The organism is Pseudomonas sp. Cab53 (assembly GCF_018325965.1).
Classification (GTDB): domain Bacteria; phylum Pseudomonadota; class Gammaproteobacteria; order Pseudomonadales; family Pseudomonadaceae; genus Aquipseudomonas; species Aquipseudomonas chlororaphis_E.
In genome coordinates this window covers 5,867,234-5,887,615 of record NZ_AP021902.1, presented here as the reverse complement: position 1 = coordinate 5,887,615, position 20,382 = coordinate 5,867,234, and the positions used below count along the sequence as shown (strand labels likewise).

22 protein-coding genes and 1 pseudogene are annotated in these 20,382 nt (G+C 66.2%); 14 read left to right on the top strand and 9 right to left on the bottom strand.

What is annotated here, in order from left to right; translation table 11 throughout:
- The first annotated feature begins 138 nt into the window (after positions 1–138).
- Positions 139–1,263, top strand: coding sequence for a transglycosylase SLT domain-containing protein (locus KI241_RS25970; protein WP_042729308.1), 1,125 nt, complete (start codon positions 139–141; stop codon positions 1,261–1,263).
- Positions 1,264–1,308: 45 nt separating this feature from the next.
- Here the strand turns inward: KI241_RS25970 and KI241_RS25965 are convergent, their stop codons facing one another.
- A complete protein-coding gene (locus KI241_RS25965) occupies positions 1,309–2,466 on the bottom strand; it encodes an EstA family serine hydrolase (RefSeq protein ID WP_042729307.1) in 1,158 nt (385 codons plus the stop codon).
- 145 nt (positions 2,467–2,611) lie between these two features.
- Between KI241_RS25965 and KI241_RS25960 the strand changes: the two genes are divergently transcribed.
- Positions 2,612–3,841, top strand: a complete 1,230-nt coding sequence (locus tag KI241_RS25960) for a cytochrome P450 (RefSeq protein WP_042729306.1) — start codon at positions 2,612–2,614, stop codon at positions 3,839–3,841.
- Positions 3,842–3,890: 49 nt separating this feature from the next.
- Here KI241_RS25960 and KI241_RS25955 read toward each other — a convergent pair whose 3' ends face one another.
- Positions 3,891–4,481, bottom strand: a complete 591-nt coding sequence (locus KI241_RS25955; RefSeq protein ID WP_042729305.1) for a GNAT family N-acetyltransferase — start codon at positions 4,479–4,481, stop codon at positions 3,891–3,893.
- A complete protein-coding gene (locus tag KI241_RS25950) occupies positions 4,478–5,014 on the bottom strand; it encodes an RNA polymerase sigma factor (protein WP_047735823.1) in 537 nt (178 codons plus the stop codon). The genes KI241_RS25955 and KI241_RS25950 overlap by 4 nt, the downstream gene beginning before the upstream one ends.
- Before the next feature lie 339 nt (positions 5,015–5,353).
- On the opposite strand from KI241_RS25950, the gene sctW reads away from it, so the two are divergent.
- The 12 genes and pseudogenes from sctW (at position 5,354) to KI241_RS25890 (ending at position 16,473) form a co-directional block, all read left to right on the top strand.
- Positions 5,354–6,457, top strand: a complete 1,104-nt coding sequence (sctW, locus tag KI241_RS25945) for a type III secretion system gatekeeper subunit SctW (protein ID WP_185057676.1) — start codon at positions 5,354–5,356, stop codon at positions 6,455–6,457.
- A pseudogene (gene sctV / locus KI241_RS25940) lies at positions 6,454–8,540 on the top strand (type III secretion system export apparatus subunit SctV). Before sctW ends, sctV begins: the two are co-directional and overlap by 4 nt.
- 125 nt (positions 8,541–8,665) lie before the next feature.
- Entirely contained in the window at positions 8,666–9,559 is an 894-nt protein-coding gene (locus KI241_RS25935; protein WP_042731011.1) for an FHA domain-containing protein, read from the top strand.
- Positions 9,559–10,917 (top strand): FliI/YscN family ATPase, encoded by a 1,359-nt coding sequence (locus KI241_RS25930; RefSeq protein WP_042731012.1) that lies wholly within the window; start codon positions 9,559–9,561, stop codon positions 10,915–10,917. The genes KI241_RS25935 and KI241_RS25930 overlap by 1 nt, the downstream gene beginning before the upstream one ends.
- The gene (locus KI241_RS25925; protein WP_047735826.1) at positions 10,904–11,323 is read left to right on the top strand and encodes a hypothetical protein; all 420 of its coding nucleotides are present in this window, start codon (positions 10,904–10,906) and stop codon (positions 11,321–11,323) included. Before KI241_RS25930 ends, KI241_RS25925 begins: the two co-directional genes overlap by 14 nt.
- On the top strand, positions 11,316–11,879 hold the full coding sequence (locus tag KI241_RS25920; RefSeq protein WP_042731014.1) for a hypothetical protein: 564 nt from the start codon (positions 11,316–11,318) through the stop codon (positions 11,877–11,879). The genes KI241_RS25925 and KI241_RS25920 overlap by 8 nt, the downstream gene beginning before the upstream one ends.
- 1 nt (position 11,880) lies before the next feature.
- Positions 11,881–12,999: a FliM/FliN family flagellar motor switch protein gene (locus tag KI241_RS25915; protein WP_042731015.1), complete on the top strand. Its 1,119-nt coding sequence runs from the start codon at positions 11,881–11,883 to the stop codon at positions 12,997–12,999.
- A complete protein-coding gene (sctR, locus tag KI241_RS25910) occupies positions 12,996–13,649 on the top strand; it encodes a type III secretion system export apparatus subunit SctR (protein WP_042731016.1) in 654 nt (217 codons plus the stop codon). The genes KI241_RS25915 and sctR overlap by 4 nt, the downstream gene beginning before the upstream one ends.
- Positions 13,650–13,658: 9 nt before the next feature.
- Positions 13,659–13,913: a type III secretion system export apparatus subunit SctS gene (gene sctS / locus KI241_RS25905; RefSeq protein ID WP_042731017.1), complete on the top strand. Its 255-nt coding sequence runs from the start codon at positions 13,659–13,661 to the stop codon at positions 13,911–13,913.
- Entirely contained in the window at positions 13,913–14,710 is a 798-nt protein-coding gene (gene sctT / locus KI241_RS25900) for a type III secretion system export apparatus subunit SctT (RefSeq protein WP_042731018.1), read from the top strand. The genes sctS and sctT overlap by 1 nt, the downstream gene beginning before the upstream one ends.
- Before the next feature lie 15 nt (positions 14,711–14,725).
- Complete coding sequence (gene sctU, locus KI241_RS25895) at positions 14,726–15,826, top strand: type III secretion system export apparatus subunit SctU (protein WP_042731019.1); 1,101 nt, start codon at positions 14,726–14,728, stop codon at positions 15,824–15,826.
- Between the two features lie 125 nt (positions 15,827–15,951).
- Positions 15,952–16,473 carry a type III effector gene (locus KI241_RS25890; protein WP_185057675.1) on the top strand — a complete coding sequence of 174 codons (522 nt, stop codon included), beginning with the start codon at positions 15,952–15,954 and terminating at the stop codon, positions 16,471–16,473.
- Positions 16,474–16,527: 54 nt separating this feature from the next.
- Here KI241_RS25890 and KI241_RS25885 read toward each other — a convergent pair whose 3' ends face one another.
- Genes KI241_RS25885 through KI241_RS25860 form a run of 6 tightly spaced genes read right to left on the bottom strand, consistent with a single transcriptional unit; the run spans position 16,528 to position 20,364 of the window.
- Entirely contained in the window at positions 16,528–16,977 is a 450-nt protein-coding gene (locus KI241_RS25885; protein WP_042731020.1) for a type III secretion system chaperone, read from the bottom strand.
- Positions 16,978–16,985: 8 nt separating this feature from the next.
- A complete protein-coding gene (locus tag KI241_RS25880; RefSeq protein ID WP_042731021.1) occupies positions 16,986–17,363 on the bottom strand; it encodes a hypothetical protein in 378 nt (125 codons plus the stop codon).
- Positions 17,364–17,369: 6 nt separating this feature from the next.
- The gene (gene hrpT, locus KI241_RS25875; protein ID WP_042731022.1) at positions 17,370–17,579 is read right to left on the bottom strand and encodes an HrpT family type III secretion system protein; all 210 of its coding nucleotides are present in this window, start codon (positions 17,577–17,579) and stop codon (positions 17,370–17,372) included.
- Positions 17,576–19,723 carry a type III secretion system outer membrane ring subunit SctC gene (sctC, locus tag KI241_RS25870; RefSeq protein ID WP_047735831.1) on the bottom strand — a complete coding sequence of 716 codons (2,148 nt, stop codon included), beginning with the start codon at positions 19,721–19,723 and terminating at the stop codon, positions 17,576–17,578. The genes hrpT and sctC overlap by 4 nt, the downstream gene beginning before the upstream one ends.
- Positions 19,716–20,153, bottom strand: a complete 438-nt coding sequence (locus KI241_RS25865; RefSeq protein WP_042731295.1) for a type III secretion system chaperone — start codon at positions 20,151–20,153, stop codon at positions 19,716–19,718. Before KI241_RS25865 ends, sctC begins: the two co-directional genes overlap by 8 nt.
- Entirely contained in the window at positions 20,140–20,364 is a 225-nt protein-coding gene (locus tag KI241_RS25860) for a type III secretion protein (protein WP_042731296.1), read from the bottom strand. Before KI241_RS25860 ends, KI241_RS25865 begins: the two co-directional genes overlap by 14 nt.
- Between the last annotated feature and the right edge of the window lie 18 nt (positions 20,365–20,382).

Here is a 20,382-nt window from a genome sequence, read left to right as displayed (position 1 = left end):
CGACGAGCGCCTGCTGCCCCTCGTGAGTGACGCCGGCGGCATTTCGGTTCCAAGTGCCGTTGTCATGTCGTGCGGATGGGAACCGTCGGGCCAGGATCGGCCACCCATTGGCGCCACCTCATTCAAGGTTGACCGCCCATGTCCCGTTCACTTTCACGTTCGCCGGTCCTTCGCTTCGTCCCCAGGGGGCTGTCCATGTTGGCGATGGGGTCCTTGCTGTACGGCTGCCAGCACCTCGAACCGCCGCTGACCATCGGTGACCCGTTCGCCAATGAAACCTATCGATCGCAACTGCGCTGGCGCACGCCGGCGCCCACGGACACGATCGTCCAGATCGAAGAACTGTCGTCCCAAGGCGACGGCAGCCTGTGGGCGCGCATGCGCCAGGGGTTTTCGCTGCAGGCCAAGGCCCGCGGCGTGGCGCGCATCGACGAGCAGCGCCGCTGGCTGATGGAGCGCCCGGCGTTTCTCACCCAGACCGGGCGCGCCGGCAGCCGTTACCTGCACTTCATCGTCGGCGAGTTGAGCAAGCGCAACATGCCGCTGGAGCTGGCGCTGTTGCCGGCCATCGAGAGCGGTTTCAACCCGAACGCGCAATCGCCCGCCCAGGCCATGGGCCTGTGGCAGTTCGTCCCGGCCACGGGGCGCCGTTATCAATTGCAGCAGCGGGCCGACTATGACGAGCGCCGGGATATTCCGTCTTCCACCCGCGCCGCCCTGGACTACCTGTCTTACCTGCATGACTACTTCGACGGCGACTGGCTGTTGGCGCTGGCTGCCTACAACGCCGGCGAAGGACGGGTGCGCGACGCCATCACGCGTAACCGGGCCCGTGGCCTGGCGACCCGCTACTGGGACCTGTCGCTGCCCGGCGAGACCCAGAACTACGTGCCGCGGTTGCTGGCGCTGTCGCAGTTGGTCAATACGCCGGCGGACTATGGCGTCGACCTGGTGCCCATCGCCGACCAGCCGTACTTCCAGATGCTCGCCCTGGCGCAGCCGGTGGACCTGGCGCACCTGGCGGTGTTGTCCGGTGTGCATGAGCGCGAGTTGCGCATGCTCAATCCGGCCGGGCGAGGCCGGGCCAGTGGGCGCTTGCTGATGCCCATGGCGGCCTCGCGCCGATTGAGCGCGCAGCCGGACCTGATCGCCCGGGCGGCGCAACCCCGGGTGCCGGGCGGCGAAGAACAACGGGTCGTCACTCCCGAGACCGGGGCAGCGGGGACGCAGGTCGCGGAGGCCAACGTGCCGCCAGGGGCATGACCCGACGCTCGCCCCGTGCCCGGGGCGAGGCACCGATCAAACAGGCTACAGACAACCCGTCGCGACGGTGGCCAGGTGCCGGCCGCGCGGGTCCATCAACACGTAGGAACCGATCGTATTGCACGCGAAGCCGAACGAGACGCCGCGCTCCGGATCGGCGAAACCGACCGTGCCACCGGCGCCCATGTGGCCGAACGCCTCGCTGCCCATGCCATAGCTGCCATTCGCCACGTTCGGCTGGTCGAGCATGATGCCCAGGCCGAAGCGTGCCGGCGTCTGGAGCGTCGGGTCGTACTCGGCGCTGTGTTCGCGCAGCATTTCATTGAGCAGCGGTGATTCCAGCAAGCGCCCGTCGAGCAGGCCGGCGTAGAACGTCGCCAGGCTGCGCGCGTTGCCGTGCCCGTTGGCGGCCGGTTGGGTCATGCGCTTCCAGCCGGGTTCGTTGCTGCGTCCCAGCACCATCGGCGGGTTGGCGAAGGCCAGGGCACTCATGGCCGTCGGCTCGGTGAGCACGTCCTGGAGCACGCGCCCGAAGGCTTCGTCGTCGATGTCTTCCTTGGTCCGTGCCATGTAGGCACAGCGCGCCATAGTCACGTCGTCCAGGCCCAGGTGAAAGTCCAGCGCCAGTGGCGCGGCCACCCGACGGCAAATGCTCTGGGCGGGGGGCAGGCCGTCCACCCGGCGCAGCAGTTCACCCAGGATCCAGCCGAACAGCAATGGCGAATAGGTCTGTCGTTCGCCGGCGCCGGCCCAGGGTTGTTCCCCGGCAATCAGCTGCGCCATGGTGTCCCAGTCGTACAGGGTTTCCGGCGCCAACGGTGTGCGCAGCGCCGGCAGCCCGGCCCGGTGGCACAGCACCTGGCGCAGGGTGATCGAGGCCTTGCCGGCGTCGGCGAAGGCCGGCCAGTGCTGGCAGAGCGGGGCGTCCAGGTCCAGCCGGCCTTCGCCCACCAATTGCATGATCGCCACCGCCGTGAAGGGCTTGGTGCAGGAGAACAGGTTGAGCAGGGTGTCGTGTTGCCAATGGCGATCCGGTTCGGGCCCGGCCTGGCCGGCCCAGAGGTCGATGACTGTTTCGCCGTCGACCTGCATGCACAAGGCGGCACCGCGTTCGAAGGGGCTTTGCATCAGTTGGCTGAAGGCCGCCCTGACCGGTTCGAAGCGGGGGTCGCAATGGCCATGGACTACGAATGCTCGCGTCATGTGTGCTCCAGAAAAGAGGGGAAGGTCTCTGCTGAGTGAGCGCGGCGCCGCAAACGGTTCAGAGGTTTGCCCGAAGGCGGGGGGATGGATCTTTTCTGTACGCCAGGCCACTCACGGGCAACCATCCTGTCTCTGGAGCATGCCCATGGCGCACGAGCGCACCCTTGATTTCAACGGCGTCGATTTCAACAGCGATGCCTTCCGCAGCGCGGCTTACCGGCACTATGCGGCGCTGCGCGAGGTCGCGCCGGTGTTCCTCAGCCAACCGCAAGGGCAGTTGCCGATCTGGTACGTCACCGGCGCTCGGGAAGTCGAGACCGTGCTGCTGGACAACGAGCGCTTCGCCCGTGACCCGGCCCGCATCAGCCCGCAGTTCGCGGCGATGATCGGGGGCGAGCAATCCATCGCCTTTCTCAACGATCACATGCTCAACCGCGACGGCGAGCGCCACCGTCGCTTGCGTCGGCTGGTGAACAAGGCATTCACGCTCAAGGCGGTCAATGCCATGCGCCCGCGCATCGAGCAGATCGCCGAGACGCTGCTGGACCAGGCCGGGCCCAGCGGACACATGGACGTGGTGAGCCAATACGCGTTTCCGTTGTCGATCACCGTCATCGCCGAACTGCTCGGCGTCCCCGCCAGGGACCGGGACGATTTTCGCCGTTGGTCCCACATGATCGTCCAGCAGGTCGGGCACGACTTGAGCGAGTTGCAGCGCTGCTACAGCGAGTTCGCGAGCTACATGCTGGCCTTGATCGAGCAGCGTCGGGCGCAGCCCACCGACGACCTGGTGACTGCGTTGGTGCAGGTCGAGGAAGAGGGCAACGTGCTCAGTTGCAGCGAGTTGTGCAGCATGATTGCGCTGCTCATCATCGCCGGGCATGAAACGGCGGCGTCGATGATCGGCAATGCGGTGTACCTGCTGGTGCAGCATCCCCAGGCGCTGGTTCAACTGCGCGACGAACCGGGCCTGATGCCCAATGCCGTCGAGGAATTGCTGCGCTATGACTCGTCGGTGGAGCGCGCCATGGTCCGCTTCGTGACCCAGGACACCGAATTGGCGGGGCAACGCTTGCAGCGTGGCCAGCTACTGATGGCGGTGGTGGGGGCGGCCAATCGTGATGAAGCGCTGTGTGCCCATCCCGACACCCTGGACATCACCCGCCCGGCCTGCCCGCACCTGTCGTTCGGCAAGGGCACGCACCATTGCCTGGGGGCCTCGCTGGCCCGGCAGGAACTGGAAATCGCGTTGAACACCTTGCTCAGGCGCTGTCCGGGGCTGCAACTGGCGGTGGCGCCCGAGGCCGTGCACTGGCGCTATGTCCCCAATTTCAGGGGGCCGCAAGCCTTGCCTGTGCGCTGGTCGGTGGACTGACAATGGCAGGTGAGGCTCGCCCGACAACCCGGCTGGGCGAGCCGTGACGTTACGCCAGGACCGCGTGCGCCGGCCGGGTGTGTGCGGTGGCAGGCGCCGAAACGTCCGACGTCAGGTGCAGCCCGTAGAGGACCACGTCGGCCCGCGTGTCGGCGAACCGGGCAATGCCCGGAAACCGCCCCCATTGCGTCGCGCCCAGGCCTTGCACGCCGCGTTTGCTGGCCTCGTTATGCTCGATGATCCAGGCCACCAGCGTTTCGAAGCCATAGCGTCGGGCCAACACCACGGCGGCTTGGCCGAGGCGAATGCCGACGCCGCTGCCCACGTGGTCGTTGCGCACGTAGATCGACACCTCTCCGGTCAACCGGCAGGCCTGGGCGCCCCAACTGAAGCGGTTGACGATCAACCAGGCGACGACTTCGCCCTTGCGCTCCAGCACGTAGATCGGGTCGCCCTCCTTGACGAAGCAGTCGACGAAGAATGTCATTTCCTTCAGGGAAAACGCTCTGAGCACGGGGGAACTGGTGCCCCCCAGAGCGCTTTCGTTGAAGATATCGGTCATCACCGGCAGGTCGTCGGGCGTGTAGCGACGTACCCCGTGGGGCAGGTCGAGTCGGCTGTTCAAGCGATTGGTGGTCATGATCGGGCTTCTCCATAAACGCTGCGCTTGAGTTGCTCGCGGGCGCGGAACAAACGCGAGCGCACGGTCCCGATGGGCACGCCCAGGCGTTCGGCGGCGTCGCGGTAGCTGCTCTCGGTGTCCACGGCGGTCCACAAGGTTTCGCGCATGTCCTTGGGCAGCTCATCCATCGCCAACAGCGTGCGATCCAGCAGCCGGCGGTTGTCGCACAGCTCGCTGAGGTCGATGTCGTCACTGGACTCGTGGAACTCGCTCTCATCGAAGGTGCTCAGCGGCGGTTGCGCGTAGTAGCGGCGGAAATGGTTGCGGATCAGGTTCAGGGCGATTCCGCACAGCCAGGTGTCGGGCTTGGCCAGCCCCTTGAATTTCTCCTGGTTACGCCAGGCTTCCAGGTACGTGAGTTGGATGAGGTCGTCGGCGTCGTCCTGGTTGAGCACACGCTTTTGTACAAACAGACGCAGTTTGCGCTCCTCGCCAAATGTCATGCCTGGCGAGGAGGTTTTCGGGGGTGACACGAGGTTCAGACTGCTCATCGATGAATCCCTCTGAATAGGTGCATAGCGTCGATCGGATGTCGACAACCCCTATCAGCAGGACCTGTGCCAAACCCATTTTTTGATTTATCACTCTGATAAGTAACAATTTTTTATTAGAGCTCAGGCTCTATCTGTGCAGAGCCGTGCACAGCCGACCCGAGCGCCACTGCAATAATTTGCACCGCATGGCCGGGTGAAAAAGCACGCTGGCGTCACCCTGCGAATGCGTCGAAAAAAGCCTGTGCGGGGGATGGAACCGAACAGCGAAGCACTGCCACCCATTGAGCGTCCGAAACCACGCTCATGGTCATCATGAAAGTAGAAGCACCGACAAACATGCGCATTGCCGTCAATCTCGCCCAGGCCGCTTCGGCGCTGGGGGGCGTGGGCAAGCCTGTCGAAACGCAACAGGCCGTGCAGACCAATTCGATGGAGGAGGTCGGCATGACCTTCAGCCATCACGTGGAGCGCAACACCAAGGCCTTGAGCCAGCGGCGCATCCGTAATGCGCGCAGCGAGGTGGGCCAGACGCGGGTCGAGACGCGTGAGCGATTGGAAGAGTGGTACGACCAACTCGGTCATCCCGGCAAGCAGAGCCTGAGTGCGATGGCGGCCCAGGCCGGGACCCTGCTCTACGGCGAGCCGGTGCTCGAAGACGTGGTGCAAGCCACCGGTGGGGATCCGGCCCGTACCGACCTGATCCTGCAACAAGTGGTGCGCGAGGCCGAGTCCCAGGGCCGGCAGGTCGAAGCCAAGCGGGCCCGCGACTACCTGCAATTGCTGCGCGAACAATACAGCGCGCAGATCCAGGCCGGCATGAACATCGCCGAAGCGTTGCGCGCGGCGGGCGGCGATCCGCAACTGCGCCAGGCAGTGCGCCGCCTCTACTACGACACCGTGGTGCTCAAGCAGTCCCTGCCCACCATGATGCAGGCGCTGCTCGGGCTGTTTGGCGAAACCGCGTTCGTGTCGGGGCTGGACATGATGCGCCGGGCCCTGGCAGACGACATCGCCGCGCAGACCCCGTCGAGCCCCACCGCCAAGCTGCGTGCGCTGCTGATCGGCCTGGCCGCTTCGACCCAGCTCGGCAGCGTGCTGCACAGCTGCCGGCAGTTGCTGGAGCAATTGGCCGGCAGTTGCCCGGCCAGCCAGCTCACCGCGGTGCTGTTGCTCCAGCGCATGCTCGGGGTGGCGGCCAGTGGCTTGTCGGCGGCTGAAGTGCGCCGCATCGGACGTGAACTCGGCGGTGAAGAGGAACGCGATCAACTGGTTTCGCTGAACGGCTTGTATTCGATGCTCAAGCGTTTGCCGCTGGCGCTCTGGCGCGACGGCAAGAGTCGGCAGAGCGCATTGAAGAATCTGTTGGTGCTGCTGGATGAGCGTTCCCGTGGCGAGGTTCGCGGGCAGACCGCCGCACCGATCATAGGAGTGCACGCATGATCGCCCTGTTGAACAAAGTCGCCGGCGCAGCGGTGCGGCGTATCGAGGTGGCCGGCGCGTTCGTGGTGCTGGGCATCGTGTTCATGCTGATCCTGCCGCTGCCGACCTCGGTGGTCGATGCGCTGATCGCGGTCAACATCTGCATCTCCTGCCTGCTGATCGTGCTCTCGCTCTACCTGCCTCGCCCGTTGGCCTTTTCCTCGTTCCCGGCAGTGCTGCTGCTGACCACGTTGTTCCGGCTGGCGTTGTCGGTGGCGACCACTCGGCTGATCCTGCTTCAGGGCGATGCCGGGCATATCGTCCAGGCGTTCGGCAACTTTGTGGTCGGCGGTAACCTGGCCGTCGGGCTGGTGATCTTTCTGATCCTGACGGTGGTGAACTTCCTGGTGATCACCAAGGGCTCCGAGCGTGTCGCCGAGGTGGCCGCGCGCTTCACCCTGGATGCGCTGCCGGGCAAGCAGATGTCCATCGACAGTGATCTGCGCGCCAATCTGATCGATGTCAACGAAGCCCGTCGCCGCCGCGAAGAACTGAACAAGGAAAGCCAATTGTTCGGGGCGATGGACGGGGCGATGAAGTTCGTCAAGGGCGATGCCATCGCCGGCCTGGTGATTGTCGTGATCAACCTCATCGGTGGTTTCTCGGTGGGCATGATGCAGCACGACATGGGCGCCTCCGAGTCGATGCACCTGTATTCGGTGCTGACCATCGGTGATGGCCTCATCGCGCAAATTCCTGCACTGCTGATTTCCCTCACCGCCGGCATGATCATCACCCGGGTGTCGCCGGAAGGACAGCCGGCCGGGAGCAGCGTCGGCAAGGAAATCGCCAGCCAGTTGACTGCCGAGCCCAAGGCCTGGGTGATCGCGTCGGTGGGGATGCTGGGCTTCGCCGCGCTGCCCGGCATGCCGACGCTGGTGTTCATCGTCATCGCCCTGATCACCGGCACGGCCGGGATCGTCCAGTTGTATGCCCGCGCACGGCAGGCGCGGCAAGGCGATCAGGCACCGACGGTGTTGTCCCCGAGCAGAACGGTGCAGAAGACCTGCGCAGCTTCGACCCGACCCGCGCCTATCTCTTGCAGTTTTCCAAGGCCATGCAGGGACACCCTGCCACCGAAGAAGCCATCCAGACGATTCGCAAGAAGCGCAATGGGCTGGTGGCCGGTTTTGGCCTGACGTTGCCGCCCTTTGAAATCGAATACAGCGCGTTGCTGGAGGACGACGAATGTCGCTTCTGCGTGCATGAGGTGCCGATGTTGCGCGCTACCTTCTGCGAGCGCGTGGCCGTGGCGCGCGGGCCCCTGCCTTTCGAACCGCGCCAGGCGCAGGTCGGCAGCGAGGTGCGGGACGAGCAGCAGTGGCTGTGGTTGATGCCCGATGACCCGTTGCTGGCGGATGAGCGGGTCGAGGCGGTGTCCGCCACCGAGCTGCTGGTGGAGCGGATGAGCCGCGCCATGTTCGCCACCGGTCCGCAGTTCCTTGGCCTGCAGGAAAGCAAGTCGATCCTTAGCTGGCTCGAGGCGGGCCAGCCGGAGCTTGTCCAGGAGTTGCAGCGGACCATGCCGCTAGCGCGTTTCGCGGCGGTGCTGCAACGCCTGGCCGGCGAAGGCGTTCCGCTGCGGGCGGTGCGCCTGATCGCCGAGTCGTTGATCGAACACGGGCAACACGAACGAGACGTCGGCGCCCTGACCGACTACGCCCGCATCGCCCTGAAGTCGCAGATCTATCACCAGTACCGCGACGCCGAGGGCCTGCATGCCTGGCTGCTGACGCCGGAAACCGAAACGCTGTTGCGCGATGCGTTGCGCCAGACGCAAACCGAAACCTTCTTTGCCCTGGAGAGCGGGCACACCCGGGCGCTGGTCTTGCAGTTGCGCGAAGGCTTCCCGCTGCGCGCCAAGCGCGTGGCCGTGCTGTTGGTGGCCCAGGACCTGCGCGCACCGTTGCGCGACCTGCTGCGCGATGAATTCAACCACGTGCCGGTGCTCGCCTACAGCGAGTTGCACAGCAACGCCCAGGTCAACGTCCTGGGCCGCTTCGACCTCGAGCAGGAACAACTGCGGGTAGAGGATGCTGCCTGACCGCCGTCGGCTTCGGCGGCGTCACGGGGCAATTGCACGGATTGCACATAACGAGGAGGGGAGCCTGCGGGTGTCCCGTCCACAACAGGTGAGGGCGAGCGATGTCGCCCCTTGAGGAGTTGGCCATGTTCGAGCTACGGGTATTGAGTGGTCTGCACCGGGGTGCGGCCTTGCCGTTGGTGGGCGATGAATGGGTGGTCGGGGCGGCGGAGGACGCCGACCTGGCCCTCTACGATCCAGGCATCTGCGCCCGGCACGTGCGCCTTGAACGAGTGGAGGAACAGTGGCGGCTGGCGCTGCTGGATGGCGTGGCGTGTGATGCACAAGGGCAACCCTGGACGCCCACGGAACCGTTGCCGGTCAACGCGCCTTTTGTCGTCGCCGGCATCTGGCTGTGCCTCGCCCCGGCCGACCAACCGTGGCCCCAGGAGGCGGCGTTGGAGAACGGTGCGCCGGCGGCAGGCAGCCCGGACAACCTGAAATCGGCGGCCCGGCCCTGGTGGCCCAGGCGCCTGGCCATTGCTGCCGCCGTGATCACCGTGGCGTCCAGTGCCTGGGCCTTTACCAGCCAACCGGCGCAGCCCGTGGCGCCCGGCCCGGCCCAGTCACTCAAGCGCAGCAAGGTGACGCTGGACAACGTCGCGGCGGTGCGCCTGGAGCTGGATCGCATGTTGCAAGAGCGCGACCTCGCGGCGCAGGTTCAGGTCGAGTCCCGGGACGATCGCCTGGTGCTGGTGGGCGAGCTGCCGCGCCAGCGCCTGGCGGTTGTCGAGCGCCTGGTCGAGCGGTTCAACGACCGTTATGAAACCCCGGTTCCGGTCACCGCCAACGTGCAGGAGCACCTGACGCAGTTGCCGTTCCAGATCGCCCAGATCGTGGGCGGCAAGCGCGGCCATGTCGTCACGTCCGACGGCCGCCGGTTGTTTCTCGGCGACCAGATCGATGGCTTGCGTCTGACGGCCATCGGCAACGACAAGGTGACCTTCGAAGGTGACCAACGCTACGAGGTCACCTGGTGATGACACACGCGGCGGCGGCACGCCTGCAGGCCTGGGAAAGCGCCCAGCGAGCACGCTTGCAGCGGTTCGCGCCGGTCGCGGTGCGCGGGCGGGTGCAACGGGTCAACGGCATTCTGTTGCAATGCCGGCTGCCCGAGGCGCAGATCGGCGATCTGTGCCGGGTCGAGCGCGATGCCCGTGAGCCACTGCTCGCCGAGATCGTCGGCTTCGACCAGCACGACGCCTTGCTCAGTGCCCTGGGCGGCCTGGAAGGCGTGCGCGTCGGGGCGACGGTGGAGCCCCTGGGCATGCCGCACCGGGTGCACGTGGGGCCGCAGTTGTTGGGCCAGGTACTGGACGGGTTCGGCCGGCCGCTGGTGGACGGTGGCGCCGGCGCGTTTGCCGATGCGTCCGTGCTGCACGCGTCGGTGGTGATTGGCGAAGCGCCTGCGCCCACCGCTCGGCCCCGCATCCAGCACGCCCTGACGACTGGCGTGCGTGCCATCGACGGGCCGCTGACCCTCGGCGAAGGCCAGCGCGTGGGGTTGTTCGCCGGTGCCGGCTGCGGCAAGACCACGCTGCTGGCAGAGATCGCCCGCAACGTCGATTGCGACGTCATCGTGTTCGGCCTGATTGGCGAACGTGGGCGCGAATTGCGCGAGTTCCTCGATCACGAACTCGACGACGAACTCCGGGCCCGCGCGGTGCTGGTGTGCGCCACTTCCGATCGTTCCAGCATGGAACGCGCCCGCGCGGCTTTCACGGCGACGGCACTGGCCGAGGGCTTTCGAGCCGAAGGCCGGCGCGTCCTGCTGTTGATCGATTCCCTGACCCGGTTTGCCCGGGCCCAGCGTGAAATCGGCCTGGCCGCCGGTGAACCGTTGGGGCGCGGAGGCCTGCCGCCGTCGGTCTACAGCCTGCTGCCGCGCCTGGTCGAGCGGGCCGGGTTGACCCAAGACGGCGCCATCACCGCGTTGTACACCGTGCTGATCGAGCAGGACTCGATGAACGATCCGGTGGCCGACGAAGTGCGCTCGTTGCTCGACGGCCACATTGTCCTGTCGCGAAAACTGGCTGAGCGCGGGCACTACCCGGCCATCGACGTGCTGGCGAGCTTGTCGCGGACCCTGGCCAATGTGGCCGAGGCGGAGCACCTGCGGGCGGGCATCAACCTGCGCCGGTTGTTGTCGGCCTACGATCAGATCGAACTGATGCTGCGCCTGGGTGAGTACCAGGCCGGCGCCGACCCGCTGACCGACCTGGCCGTGGAGTCACGCGGGGCCCTGGACGGTTTTTTGCGCCAGGACCTGCGCGAGCCGGAGCCGATGCCCTCGACCCTGGCTCACCTGCACCAGTTGACTGCCTATGTCCCAAGCTGACCTGGATGCCCTGGCGCCGGTGCGTCGTCACCGTGAGGCGCAGGCCGAGCGGGCGTGGCGCCAGGCCCGTGACCTGCTGCGTGAGCGCGAAGCCAGCGTGGCAGCGGCGCGGGCGCAGTGGCAGGCGGCCAGTGAGCGCCAGGCCGCGCAGCGTGCGGCCCTGTGCGACGAACACCGTGGGCGGGCGCTGAGCGTGGTCGAGTTGAATGCCTGGAGTACCCAGGAACGCCGCCTGATGGGCGAGCTGGCCGAGCAAGCCCAGGGCGTGCAGGCGCTGGACGCTGCCCGGGCCCAGCAGGCACAGGACACGGAAGCGGCACAGCAGCGCCTGCGCGGGCGCCGCCGCGACCTGGAAAAGCTGAAGGCGTTGATGGAGCGCCTGGCGCAGGAGTCATGCGATGAATGAACGTCCCGTACGCCATGAGCCGGTGCCTCGGCACGAACCGCCGAGCGCCCCGGTTCGCCACCCGTTGCGTGGGTATGAACCGCCACCGGCCCAGGCGAGTCGGGCGCTACGCTCGACGCTGCGTGATTGCACGCCCGGCACCGATCGCGACCCGGAAGCCACGATCGGTCGCAGCGACGGCTACTGGTTCCGCCAATGGGTCGAGGCACCAGAGGGCGGCTTGCAACAGGACACTGCCGGGGCGGGCTCGTTGTCGGGCCTGGTGGGCCTGGACGGCAGTGATGTGGAGGCGTTTGTCGATCAGCTCACGCCGCGCTTGCGCGCCACCCAGGACCTGCAACTGGACCTGTTGCTGCACCTGCCGCACCTGGGACGGATCAAGGTGCTGGCACGGCGGCTGGACAGTGGTCCCGGCTGGGACATCGGCCTGAGTGGCGAAAGCGATGAGGTGCAGGCGCGCCTGTCGAGCCGAAGCGGCCACCTCGAAGACGCCTTGACGCAGAGCCTGGGACAACCGGTGAGCGTGCACGTGGCACGCGTAGAGGAGGACGACTGACATGAGCGCATTTGCACTGTCGCTGCCATCGGTCAGCGCCGAGGAAGCCGTCGCCCGCCAACGGCTGGGGGCTGGCGTCGAGTTGCCGTTCGACGTGGCGGGAGAAACGGGGCGACTGGCGCTGAGCCTGGGCAACGGCCCCACGGGTGCCTCGCCCGCTGTGCTCGAGTGTGCCCACGGGGCGTTTGTCTTGGGTGAACCCGGCCCGGTGCTGAGCCTGTTCGGTGAGTGCCCGGTGGTCTTGCCCGCCGAGCCCGGGGCCGATGACGAGTGGTTCTGGTCCCTGTTCCATCAGCTCCTGAGCGAGCCCTTGCGCCAAGCCTTCGGTTTTCTCAAGCCGCTGGCCGCGACCGGAGTCAGCGGCATTGCCTGTCGACTCGAGGTGCAGTTGGGGGCCGCGCGTGTGGTCAGCCACCTGGAGGTGCCCGGCCAGACCTTGCTGGGCCTGCTCGACGCCGCCCTCTGGCAGCGCCAGGCCGAGCCCTGGACCGAACACTTTATGTTCCGCGTGCCGCTGCTGGTCGGGCACCTGGCCCTGGCCAGCGGACAGCTCGCCGCCCTTCGCCCCGGTGACGTGGTGATACCCGAGGAACACCGGTTCGATTCATCCGGCCAAGGCCTGGTTCGCCTGGGCCGGCATTGCCTACACGTGCAGGTGCACAGCCACGCCGCACCGTTGCACCTGACCGTACTCGCGCTTGAGGAGACCGCTATGAGCAGCACCGCCGACACCGACATCCTGACGCCCGAATGGGACGACACCGCCCGCTACGCCGCCGACGAACAGGACCCGGCGGCGTTCGACCCGGCGACCTTGGCCCAGGCCGACGCCGAAGCCGGAGCCGATGCCGAGGACGCACCGGCGGCACAACAAGCGGCCGTCGACCGCCATGAACGTTTCGACGACCTGCCGCTGGCGCTCACGGTACGTTGCGGCCACCTGAACCTGACCTTGGGCGAACTGCGCAACCTGGCACCCGGCGCGGTGCTGCAAGTGCAAGGCGTAGCCGCGGGGGCCGGGGCCTTGTTCTATGGCGAGCGGCCCGTGGCCCATGGCGAGTTGGTGGAGGTCGATGGCCGGCTGGGCTTGCAGATCGTCCGCGTGGATGTGGCTGGATGAGCTTCCAGGGGGTCGACCCCTTCCTGCTGGCGCTGTTCATCGGGGGCATTTCCCTGGTGCCGCTGCTGCTGATCATCTGCAGCGCGTTCCTCAAGATCGCCATCGTGCTGACCATCACCCGTAACGCCATCGGCGTGCAGCAAGTGCCGCCGAACATGGCGCTGTATGCCATTGCGCTGGCCGCGACGCTGTTCATCATGGCGCCGGTGGGCCACAACGTGGCCGAAGCGCTCAAAGAACGGCCGCTGGACTTCAGCAACACCGAGGCGTTGCAGGGGTCGGCCCTGAACGCGATCAAGCCTCTGCAAGCCTTCATGTCGCGTAACACCAACCCGGACATCCTCACCCACCTGTTGGAGAACACCCAGCGAATGTGGCCCAAGGAGCGCGCCGAGCAGGCCAGTCGCGATGACCTGATGCTGCTGATCCCGGCGTTCATGCTGTCGGAACTGGAGGCGGGCTTTCAGATGGGCTTTTTGATCTACATCCCGTTCATCGTCATCGACCTGATCGTGTCCAACCTGCTGCTGGCGCTCGGCATGCAGATGGTGGCGCCCATGACCATTTCGTTGCCGCTCAAGTTGCTGGTCTTCGTGCTTGCCCAGGGTTGGACGCAGCTACTGGACAGCCTCTTCTATTCCTACCTCTGAGGACCTGCGATGGACGCGATGACGCTGTTCAAGGAAGGCATGTTGCTGGTGGTCCTGCTCTCCGCGCCGCCGTTGATCGTGGCGGTGCTAGTGGGGGTGCTGACCTCGCTGGTGCAGGCCTTGATGCAGATCCAGGACCAGACCCTGCCGTTCGGCATCAAGCTGGTGGCGGTGGGGCTGACCCTGCTGGTGACCGGGCGCTGGGTGGGCGGAGAACTGATGGGATTGCTGCGCCGGGCCTTTGAAATGATGGCCAACACCTGATGGCGGCCTCGGCGTTCCTGCCCTATTTCGACCTGCTGCTGTCGGTGGCGCTCGGCATGGCGCGCATCTATCCGGTCGCCTACCTGGTGCCGGTGTTCTGCTTCCAGCACCTGCGCGGCCTGCCGCGCCATGCCATCGTCTTCGCCCTGGCGATGTTGCCGGCCCCCGGTATCCGCCAGGCGCTGATCGACGCCCAGGTCAACTGGCTGTTCCTGGGCGGCTTGATGGTCAAGGAGCTGATATTGGGCTTCTTGCTCGGGGTGTTGCTGGCGATGCCGTTCTGGCTGTACGAATCGGTGGGGGCCTTGCTGGACAACCAGCGCGGCGCGCTCATCGGCGGCCAGTTGAACCCGGCACTGGGCACCGATACCACGCCCCTGGGCCACCTGTTCAAGGAGATGATCATCCTGTTGCTGGTCGCCACCCTGGGCATCGGCACCTTGACCCAGGTGATCTGGGACAGCTACCTGGTCTGGTCGCCCACGACCTGGTTCCCGCTGCCCGGCGCGGATGGCTTCGGGGTGTTCCTCGGGCTGCTCGCCGAGATGTTCATGCACATGCTGCTCTACGCCGCGCCGTTCATTGGCCTGTTGTTGCTGGTGGAGTTCAGCCTGGCGCTGCTGAGCCTGTACAGCCCGCAACTGCAGGTGTTTATCCTCGCCATGCCGGCCAAGAGCCTGATTGGCCTGGGCTTCTTGCTGTTCTACCTGCCCACGCTGTGGGACGCGATGACCGGCCGTCTCATCCGCTATGGGGAAATCCGGCACCTGCTTGACCTGCTGTTGCAGGCGCCCTGAGGGAGGGGCTCGCCGATGAGTGAAGACAGTGGCGAAAAGACCAAGAGCGCGACGCCGAAGAAGATTCGCGACGCCCGCAACAAAGGCCAGGTTGGCCAGAGCCAGGACCTCAGCAGCCTGCTGGTGCTCGCGGCGGTCACCGAGGTGGCGTTGACGCTGGCCGATGACAGCATGCAGACGCTGCAAGACCTGGCGGCCTTCCCGCTGCATCGGCTGGACGTCGATTTCACGCGGGCCTTCGAGGAAACCCTGGCCCATGCCGGTAGCGTGTTGCTCAGCTTCACCCTGATGACCGTGGGGCTGGCGATTGCCACGCGGCTGGTGGCCGGCTGGATACAGTTCGGCTTCCTGTTCTCCCCCGAGGCCCTGGCGCCTGACCCGAACCGCCTGAACCCGCTGAACCAGGCCCAGCAGATGTTTTCCGGGCAGGCGCTGATCAACCTGTTCATGGGGCTGGTCAAGGCAGTGTTCATCGGGGCCGTGCTGTACCTGGTCACGATGCCGGCGCTCGGGGCGTTGGTCAGCCTGGTCAACGGCGACCTGCAAACCTACTGGCGCGGGTTGGCCAGCTTGTTCCGGCACATCATGCACACGTGCCTGGCGGTGTTGCTGGTGTTGGCGATCATCGACTTCGGCCTGCAGAAGTACTTTTTTGCCAAGCGCTTGCGCATGAGCGAGGAAGAAGTGCGCAAGGAATTCAAGGAAATGGAAGGCGATCCGCACGTCAAGATGCACCGCCGCAACCTGGCCCGGCAGTTGGCCGGGCAGTCCGCCGAGAAGGAAGCTCAGCCGGTGGAGGACGCCGACATGCTGGTGGTCAACCCCACTCACTTTGCCGTCGCGCTGCGCTACCGGCCCGAGGAAACGGCGCTGCCGCAGCTCATCGTCAAGGGCGTCGATGCCGAGGCCCGGGCGCTGATCGAGCGGGCCAAGGCGGCGCGGATCCCGGTCATCCAGTGCATTTGGCTGGCGCGCACGATCTACCGCGAGGACGTCGGCGGTTTCATCCCCCGCGAGACGCTCCAGGCAGTGGCGCACATCTACCGGGTGCTGCGGGAACTGGACGACGAGGCCAAGGCCGAGGTGATCGAGATTCCGGAGTTGAACCTGCGCTGAGGCCGGGCGAGGGAACCGATGCACCCGTGACGGCCACTCAGGGGATGAGCCGGATTCGTCCGGGCGCTGCCGGCTTGCCGCTATGGCCCGCCTATCCTCCCGAGGAACCCACTGGAGAATTTCCCATGCCCCATGATCCAAGCCTTGTCGGGCGCACAGGCGCCCTGCACGGGGTCGACAGCAGCCTGTTGTCCAACGCTTCCACGTTGAGCCAGCAGCCTCTCGAAGCCCAACAACGCCGCACCAGCCAGAGCTTGCAGGCACGAGGGCGTTCGTCCTCGACGCCCCCGACGTTGCATCAGCGCGGTCGAACCCGCACCCGCGAGGAAACCCGCGCGTCCCGTGCCAGGTCCCAGCCCCCGCAGCCACGGCCGTCCGCCGAAACCGATACGGCGACCCCGCCGCCGGCACCTAGCTCCGAGCAAACGCTGCTGAGCGACATGGAGTCCCGTCAGCGACAGTTGATGGCGAATCAGTTCGAACTTCAGATGGGCATCGAGGAGCGCCAGGCGGCGATGCTGAAAATCAAGAGTGCCGCGGACATGACCAAGCTGATGAGCGACACGGTGACAGAAGTCACCAAGGGCTTCCTGGACAGCGCCAGGAAGGTCATGCAGGAAGGTGGCGAAGCGATGAAGCTGCGTTGAGGCCCGATGCCCACGGCCCCGCCAGGCGTACCTGGTGGGGCTCGACGGGGCGGTTCAACCCAGGCGGGTGCGGTTCATGGCGAGGCTCGCCGGACGGGGTTCGCCCGGCTTGGCCAAATCGAGGATGCGAGGGCGCACCTCGTTGACCTGGGCGACGAACCCCACCACCCAATGACAGAACCGGGTTTCGTCGAGGGCCGACAACGCGCTGTGGGCGCACAGGCGAACACAGGCCTTGTCGTCCAGGGCCAGCCAGCTGCCGCCGAGCAGGTCCAGGCGAAAGTTGAGTTCCAGCAGGCGCTTGTGCAGGCCGGGGGCGTGGACCGTCACCTCGATCGCGCAGTGCAGAATGGCCATGTCGCTGTGCTCGGGCAACTCGATGACCACCGCTTCGCGGTTGTGCTTGTCATACAGCGCGCACACACCTTGCTCCAGTTGCAAGTCCGCGTGCAGATGGTCTGCGAGGGCCGAGATCAAACGTTGGGCGAGCGGTGCGGCGGTCATGGCGAACCTCAGTAGGTGGCTGGACGGTCGTCGAGGTCTTCCAGGCCCAGCAGCGAAAGCTGTCGGGACTGGATCTCGTCGAGCAGTTCAGATGTGATGGAGGAGTCCGGCAGCGCCTGCCACACCACGAGCGCTCGCTGTGGGTCGAGGAACACGAACAGTTGAGCGTATTCCAGCGGGTTGGCGAAGCGTCGTTCGAGCGCTTGCTGGATCTGGTTGGCGCGTAGCACCTGGCTTTGTACTTGTAGCGCGAGCCCCACGCTGTGAGGCTCGCGTCTCAAGCCGAACTCAATGCCGGGGGCAATTTCCCAATACGTCGCAATGCCGGCGATGATGTTCTTTTGAAAAGCTTGGCGAGTGCTTGCGCTGTGCACCGAGAAAGACATGCCGATTCAGTTCTCCAAGGGGACGACGCTGTGGTCGAGTGGGTGTTCGGGCGAGCCGAGGCCGCCGCGCATGCCGGGCGACCACCAGACGACGATCCGCGCAGGGTCGGGCTCGGCACGTTCACAGGAACCGGCCTGGCAGCCCGAGCGACTTGCGCAGCCGGCGAATACCGGCAGGCTCAGGAGTACGGCGAGCAGCAGCGGTGTGCGCCTCATGGGTTCATCCTCGCAGTGGTTTGCAGTAGGGAAGGACGTTCGCCGCCCGGTACGCGCGCGGGCTGGTTCATGACCACGAACACTTCGGTTTCCTCACCGGGTTCCAGCCACACTTTCGGCCAGGCAGAGGCCGCCAGGGTCCAGCGGCTGCCACAGCTCGCTTCATCGAAGCGCAACCGCCGCTGGCCATCGTTGCGCACCACGCCCACGGCGATGCCGTAGTCGGGGCCGGCGAACCATTGGGCGCGCGAGGCGTCCAGCGTCAGTCCGGGCTGCAAGGCGCACAGCGTCTCGGGGGAGTAGGGAATCGAATCGGCCTGCTTGAACGAGGCCGGGATGTTGCCGTCGGCCAGGCGGGCGAGCACGTCGCTGACTTCCAGGCGACCGACCGGGCGCTTGCCGTTGCGCCGCTCTTCCAGGCGCGCCATGGCGCTGTCCACCTGTTCGCGGTCGAGGGTCGAGATGTAGCGGGCCGGGTCGACCTGGTCGCCGATCAGGCGTGGCGTCAGGATGAACACTCGCTCCCGGCGGCTGGTTTCGCGGGTGGTCGACGAAAACAGTAGCGGCCCCAGCAGCGGGATGCGCCCCAGCCATGGCACCCGTTCCAGGTTGTCGCCGGTTTCCTCGGTGTGGAAACCGCCCACCACCAGCGAACGGCTTTCGCCCATGACCGCCTGGGTGCTGACCACCCCGCGGCGCACGCTGGGCGTCTGCTGGCCAACCTCGGAAGGTTCGATGCGGCCGTCTTCGATGTCCAGGGCCATCTGGATCTGCTTGTGCCCGCCGGTCTCGATGGCATGCGGCACCACTTGCAGGCTGGTGCCGGCGGTGATGGGTTCGATGTTGGCCACGCGCTCGCCGATGGCGGAGAGGTATTCGGTACGGCTGAAGTCGATGACCGCCGGCTGGTTCTCCAGGGTCAGGACCGAGGGGTTGGCGACCACCGTGGCCAGGCCGCGGCCTTCCAGCGCGCGCAGTTGCGCGGAAAAGTCGCCGTAGTCCTGGATGAATACCGTCGAGCTGGCACCGGGGCGCAGCATCGAGGCGCCGCCGATCAGGTCGCCGCTCTCGACGTTCCAGTTGGAGGCCAGTTCGGCCAGTTGGGTCCGGTCGATGTCCAGGATGATCGCGTCGATTTCCACCAGTTTGCGCGGCACGTCCACGTCGCGGATCAGCGGGGTATAGATTTCCCGGCGCTTGGGCGCGTCGTAGATGAGCACGGCGTTGTTGCGCACATCGGCTTCGACACGAATCTTGCCGCGGCTCCCACCGCCGCTATCGCCGGGCTGCACGCGGGTGGTGTTCGGGCGGCCCATGCCGTTGAAGGCCAGTTGTTCGATATTGCCCATGGCCATCGATTGGTTGCCCTGCATGTTCTGGAACGACGCTTGGGGCAGGGCGGTGGGTGCCGCGCCGGAGGTCGAGCCACGATTCTCCAGCAGGCCCCGCAGGATGCTGGCGACGCCGGGGATGACCAGGGTGTCGCCCCGGTATTTGATGTTGCGGTCGGCCGCGGTGGCGTAGCGCAGCGGGAAGCTGATGACTTCCTGTTTTTCTTCGGGGGTCTTGCGTGCCCTGGCGAACTGGGTCACCAGGCGCACGTAGCGTTCGGGACCGGTGATCAGCACCACGCCTTCGTCAGGCAATTCACCCCAGCCGAAACGCGGGTCCAGCAGGCCGATATCGGTCAGCGCCTGTTTCATGTCCGGCACTGCATCGGCGGACACCTCCAGGCGCTTGGAGCGTTGGTTCTGCAACGGGCTGACGTACAGGCTGCTGCCGTACACGAACCACTGGAAGCGATTCTCCAGCCCGAGCCGGTCGAGGAACGCCTGGGGGCTTTCGGCCCGCATCCGGCCTTCCACCGTGCCCTTGACGGTGCCGTCGATCACCAGTTGCACGCCGAAGGTATTGGCGAAGTCATCGAGTACCTTGGTCAGCGGCGTGGCCTGGGCGTCATAGGCATAGGGGGTGTTCTTCCAATCGGTGGGCACGGCGGCCTGTGTCGGCGCGGCCAGCCCAAGCGAGCCGGCCAGCACCAGCGCAATCAGCGAGGGGCTCGCCCAGCGCTGCGTGATCAACTGGCGAAGACGGGCGTTGCCTTCGGTCATCAAGCGGTACGGCATAAACCACTGGTTAGGCATGGCGCAGTCCTGTTCCAAGGAAATGAGCGTGCGAGGGCCGCCGCGCCACGGGCGCCGCCGCCGCACGTGGGGCTTTTTGCAGAATCGATTGCCAGGTGTCGCGCTGGTTGAGCAGCGCTTCGAGCAACTCGATCAAGTCGTCGACGTGTCCGTCCGGAGCCAGCTGCGCCATCAACCACAACCGCGCATCGTGGGGCGCGCGCGCCAGTGCCCCGGGGAATCGCGAAAGGCTCGGGTGGGCCAGCCGGAGCACCTCTTCCAGGGCCGCCTCGTTGGACACGCTGGCGGGCAGCTCGACCGACAGCAGCAGCGCGCCTTCGAGTTTGTCGAAGGTGACGTCGCCGTCGTCGATGACCAGGGTGAAAGGCGCGGGCTCATCGGCGCCGGCACTCCAGCGAATGAGCTGCGCGCGCAGCTCATGGCATTGCATCGATGATCGCCTTGGCGAGGTTGTGGTGGGCCGTGGTCTGTTGAGTGGCCGCCGTCACCGCGACCGACATGCCGTTCATGCTGGTGAGGAAGGTGTGCATGTCGTCCAGGGACTGGCTCTGCGCAGCGTTCATCGCCGCGTTGTTGACGTTGTCGGTGGCGCGTTGGAAGTAAGTGTCGAGGCGGCGCTGCAGGGCATCGATAGAAGACATAAACGGTTCCTCCGGGCT

What these genes read in the sequence shown, in the direction of transcription:
- sctR (WP_042731016.1), top strand. Translation starts at nt 12,996, where the DNA reads ATGAGCTTCCAGGGGGTCGACCCCTTCCTGCTGGCGCTGTTCATCGGG.
- KI241_RS25860 (WP_042731296.1), bottom strand. Translation starts at nt 20,364, where the DNA reads ATGTCTTCTATCGATGCCCTGCAGCGCCGCCTCGACACTTACTTCCAA.
- KI241_RS25915 (WP_042731015.1), top strand. Translation starts at nt 11,881, where the DNA reads ATGAGCGCATTTGCACTGTCGCTGCCATCGGTCAGCGCCGAGGAAGCC.
- sctT (WP_042731018.1), top strand. Translation starts at nt 13,913, where the DNA reads ATGGCGGCCTCGGCGTTCCTGCCCTATTTCGACCTGCTGCTGTCGGTG.
- KI241_RS25935 (WP_042731011.1), top strand. Translation starts at nt 8,666, where the DNA reads ATGTTCGAGCTACGGGTATTGAGTGGTCTGCACCGGGGTGCGGCCTTG.
- sctC (WP_047735831.1), bottom strand. Translation starts at nt 19,723, where the DNA reads ATGCCTAACCAGTGGTTTATGCCGTACCGCTTGATGACCGAAGGCAAC.
- KI241_RS25880 (WP_042731021.1), bottom strand. Translation starts at nt 17,363, where the DNA reads ATGTCTTTCTCGGTGCACAGCGCAAGCACTCGCCAAGCTTTTCAAAAG.
- KI241_RS25965 (WP_042729307.1), bottom strand. Translation starts at nt 2,466, where the DNA reads ATGACGCGAGCATTCGTAGTCCATGGCCATTGCGACCCCCGCTTCGAA.
- KI241_RS25885 (WP_042731020.1), bottom strand. Translation starts at nt 16,977, where the DNA reads ATGACCGCCGCACCGCTCGCCCAACGTTTGATCTCGGCCCTCGCAGAC.
- KI241_RS25890 (WP_185057675.1), top strand. Translation starts at nt 15,952, where the DNA reads ATGCCCCATGATCCAAGCCTTGTCGGGCGCACAGGCGCCCTGCACGGG.
- KI241_RS25955 (WP_042729305.1), bottom strand. Translation starts at nt 4,481, where the DNA reads ATGACCACCAATCGCTTGAACAGCCGACTCGACCTGCCCCACGGGGTA.
- KI241_RS25970 (WP_042729308.1), top strand. Translation starts at nt 139, where the DNA reads ATGTCCCGTTCACTTTCACGTTCGCCGGTCCTTCGCTTCGTCCCCAGG.
- KI241_RS25920 (WP_042731014.1), top strand. Translation starts at nt 11,316, where the DNA reads ATGAATGAACGTCCCGTACGCCATGAGCCGGTGCCTCGGCACGAACCG.
- KI241_RS25960 (WP_042729306.1), top strand. Translation starts at nt 2,612, where the DNA reads ATGGCGCACGAGCGCACCCTTGATTTCAACGGCGTCGATTTCAACAGC.
- sctS (WP_042731017.1), top strand. Translation starts at nt 13,659, where the DNA reads ATGGACGCGATGACGCTGTTCAAGGAAGGCATGTTGCTGGTGGTCCTG.
- KI241_RS25950 (WP_047735823.1), bottom strand. Translation starts at nt 5,014, where the DNA reads ATGAGCAGTCTGAACCTCGTGTCACCCCCGAAAACCTCCTCGCCAGGC.
- KI241_RS25865 (WP_042731295.1), bottom strand. Translation starts at nt 20,153, where the DNA reads ATGCAATGCCATGAGCTGCGCGCGCAGCTCATTCGCTGGAGTGCCGGC.
- hrpT (WP_042731022.1), bottom strand. Translation starts at nt 17,579, where the DNA reads ATGAGGCGCACACCGCTGCTGCTCGCCGTACTCCTGAGCCTGCCGGTA.
- KI241_RS25930 (WP_042731012.1), top strand. Translation starts at nt 9,559, where the DNA reads ATGACACACGCGGCGGCGGCACGCCTGCAGGCCTGGGAAAGCGCCCAG.
- KI241_RS25925 (WP_047735826.1), top strand. Translation starts at nt 10,904, where the DNA reads ATGTCCCAAGCTGACCTGGATGCCCTGGCGCCGGTGCGTCGTCACCGT.
- sctU (WP_042731019.1), top strand. Translation starts at nt 14,726, where the DNA reads ATGAGTGAAGACAGTGGCGAAAAGACCAAGAGCGCGACGCCGAAGAAG.
- sctW (WP_185057676.1), top strand. Translation starts at nt 5,354, where the DNA reads ATGCGCATTGCCGTCAATCTCGCCCAGGCCGCTTCGGCGCTGGGGGGC.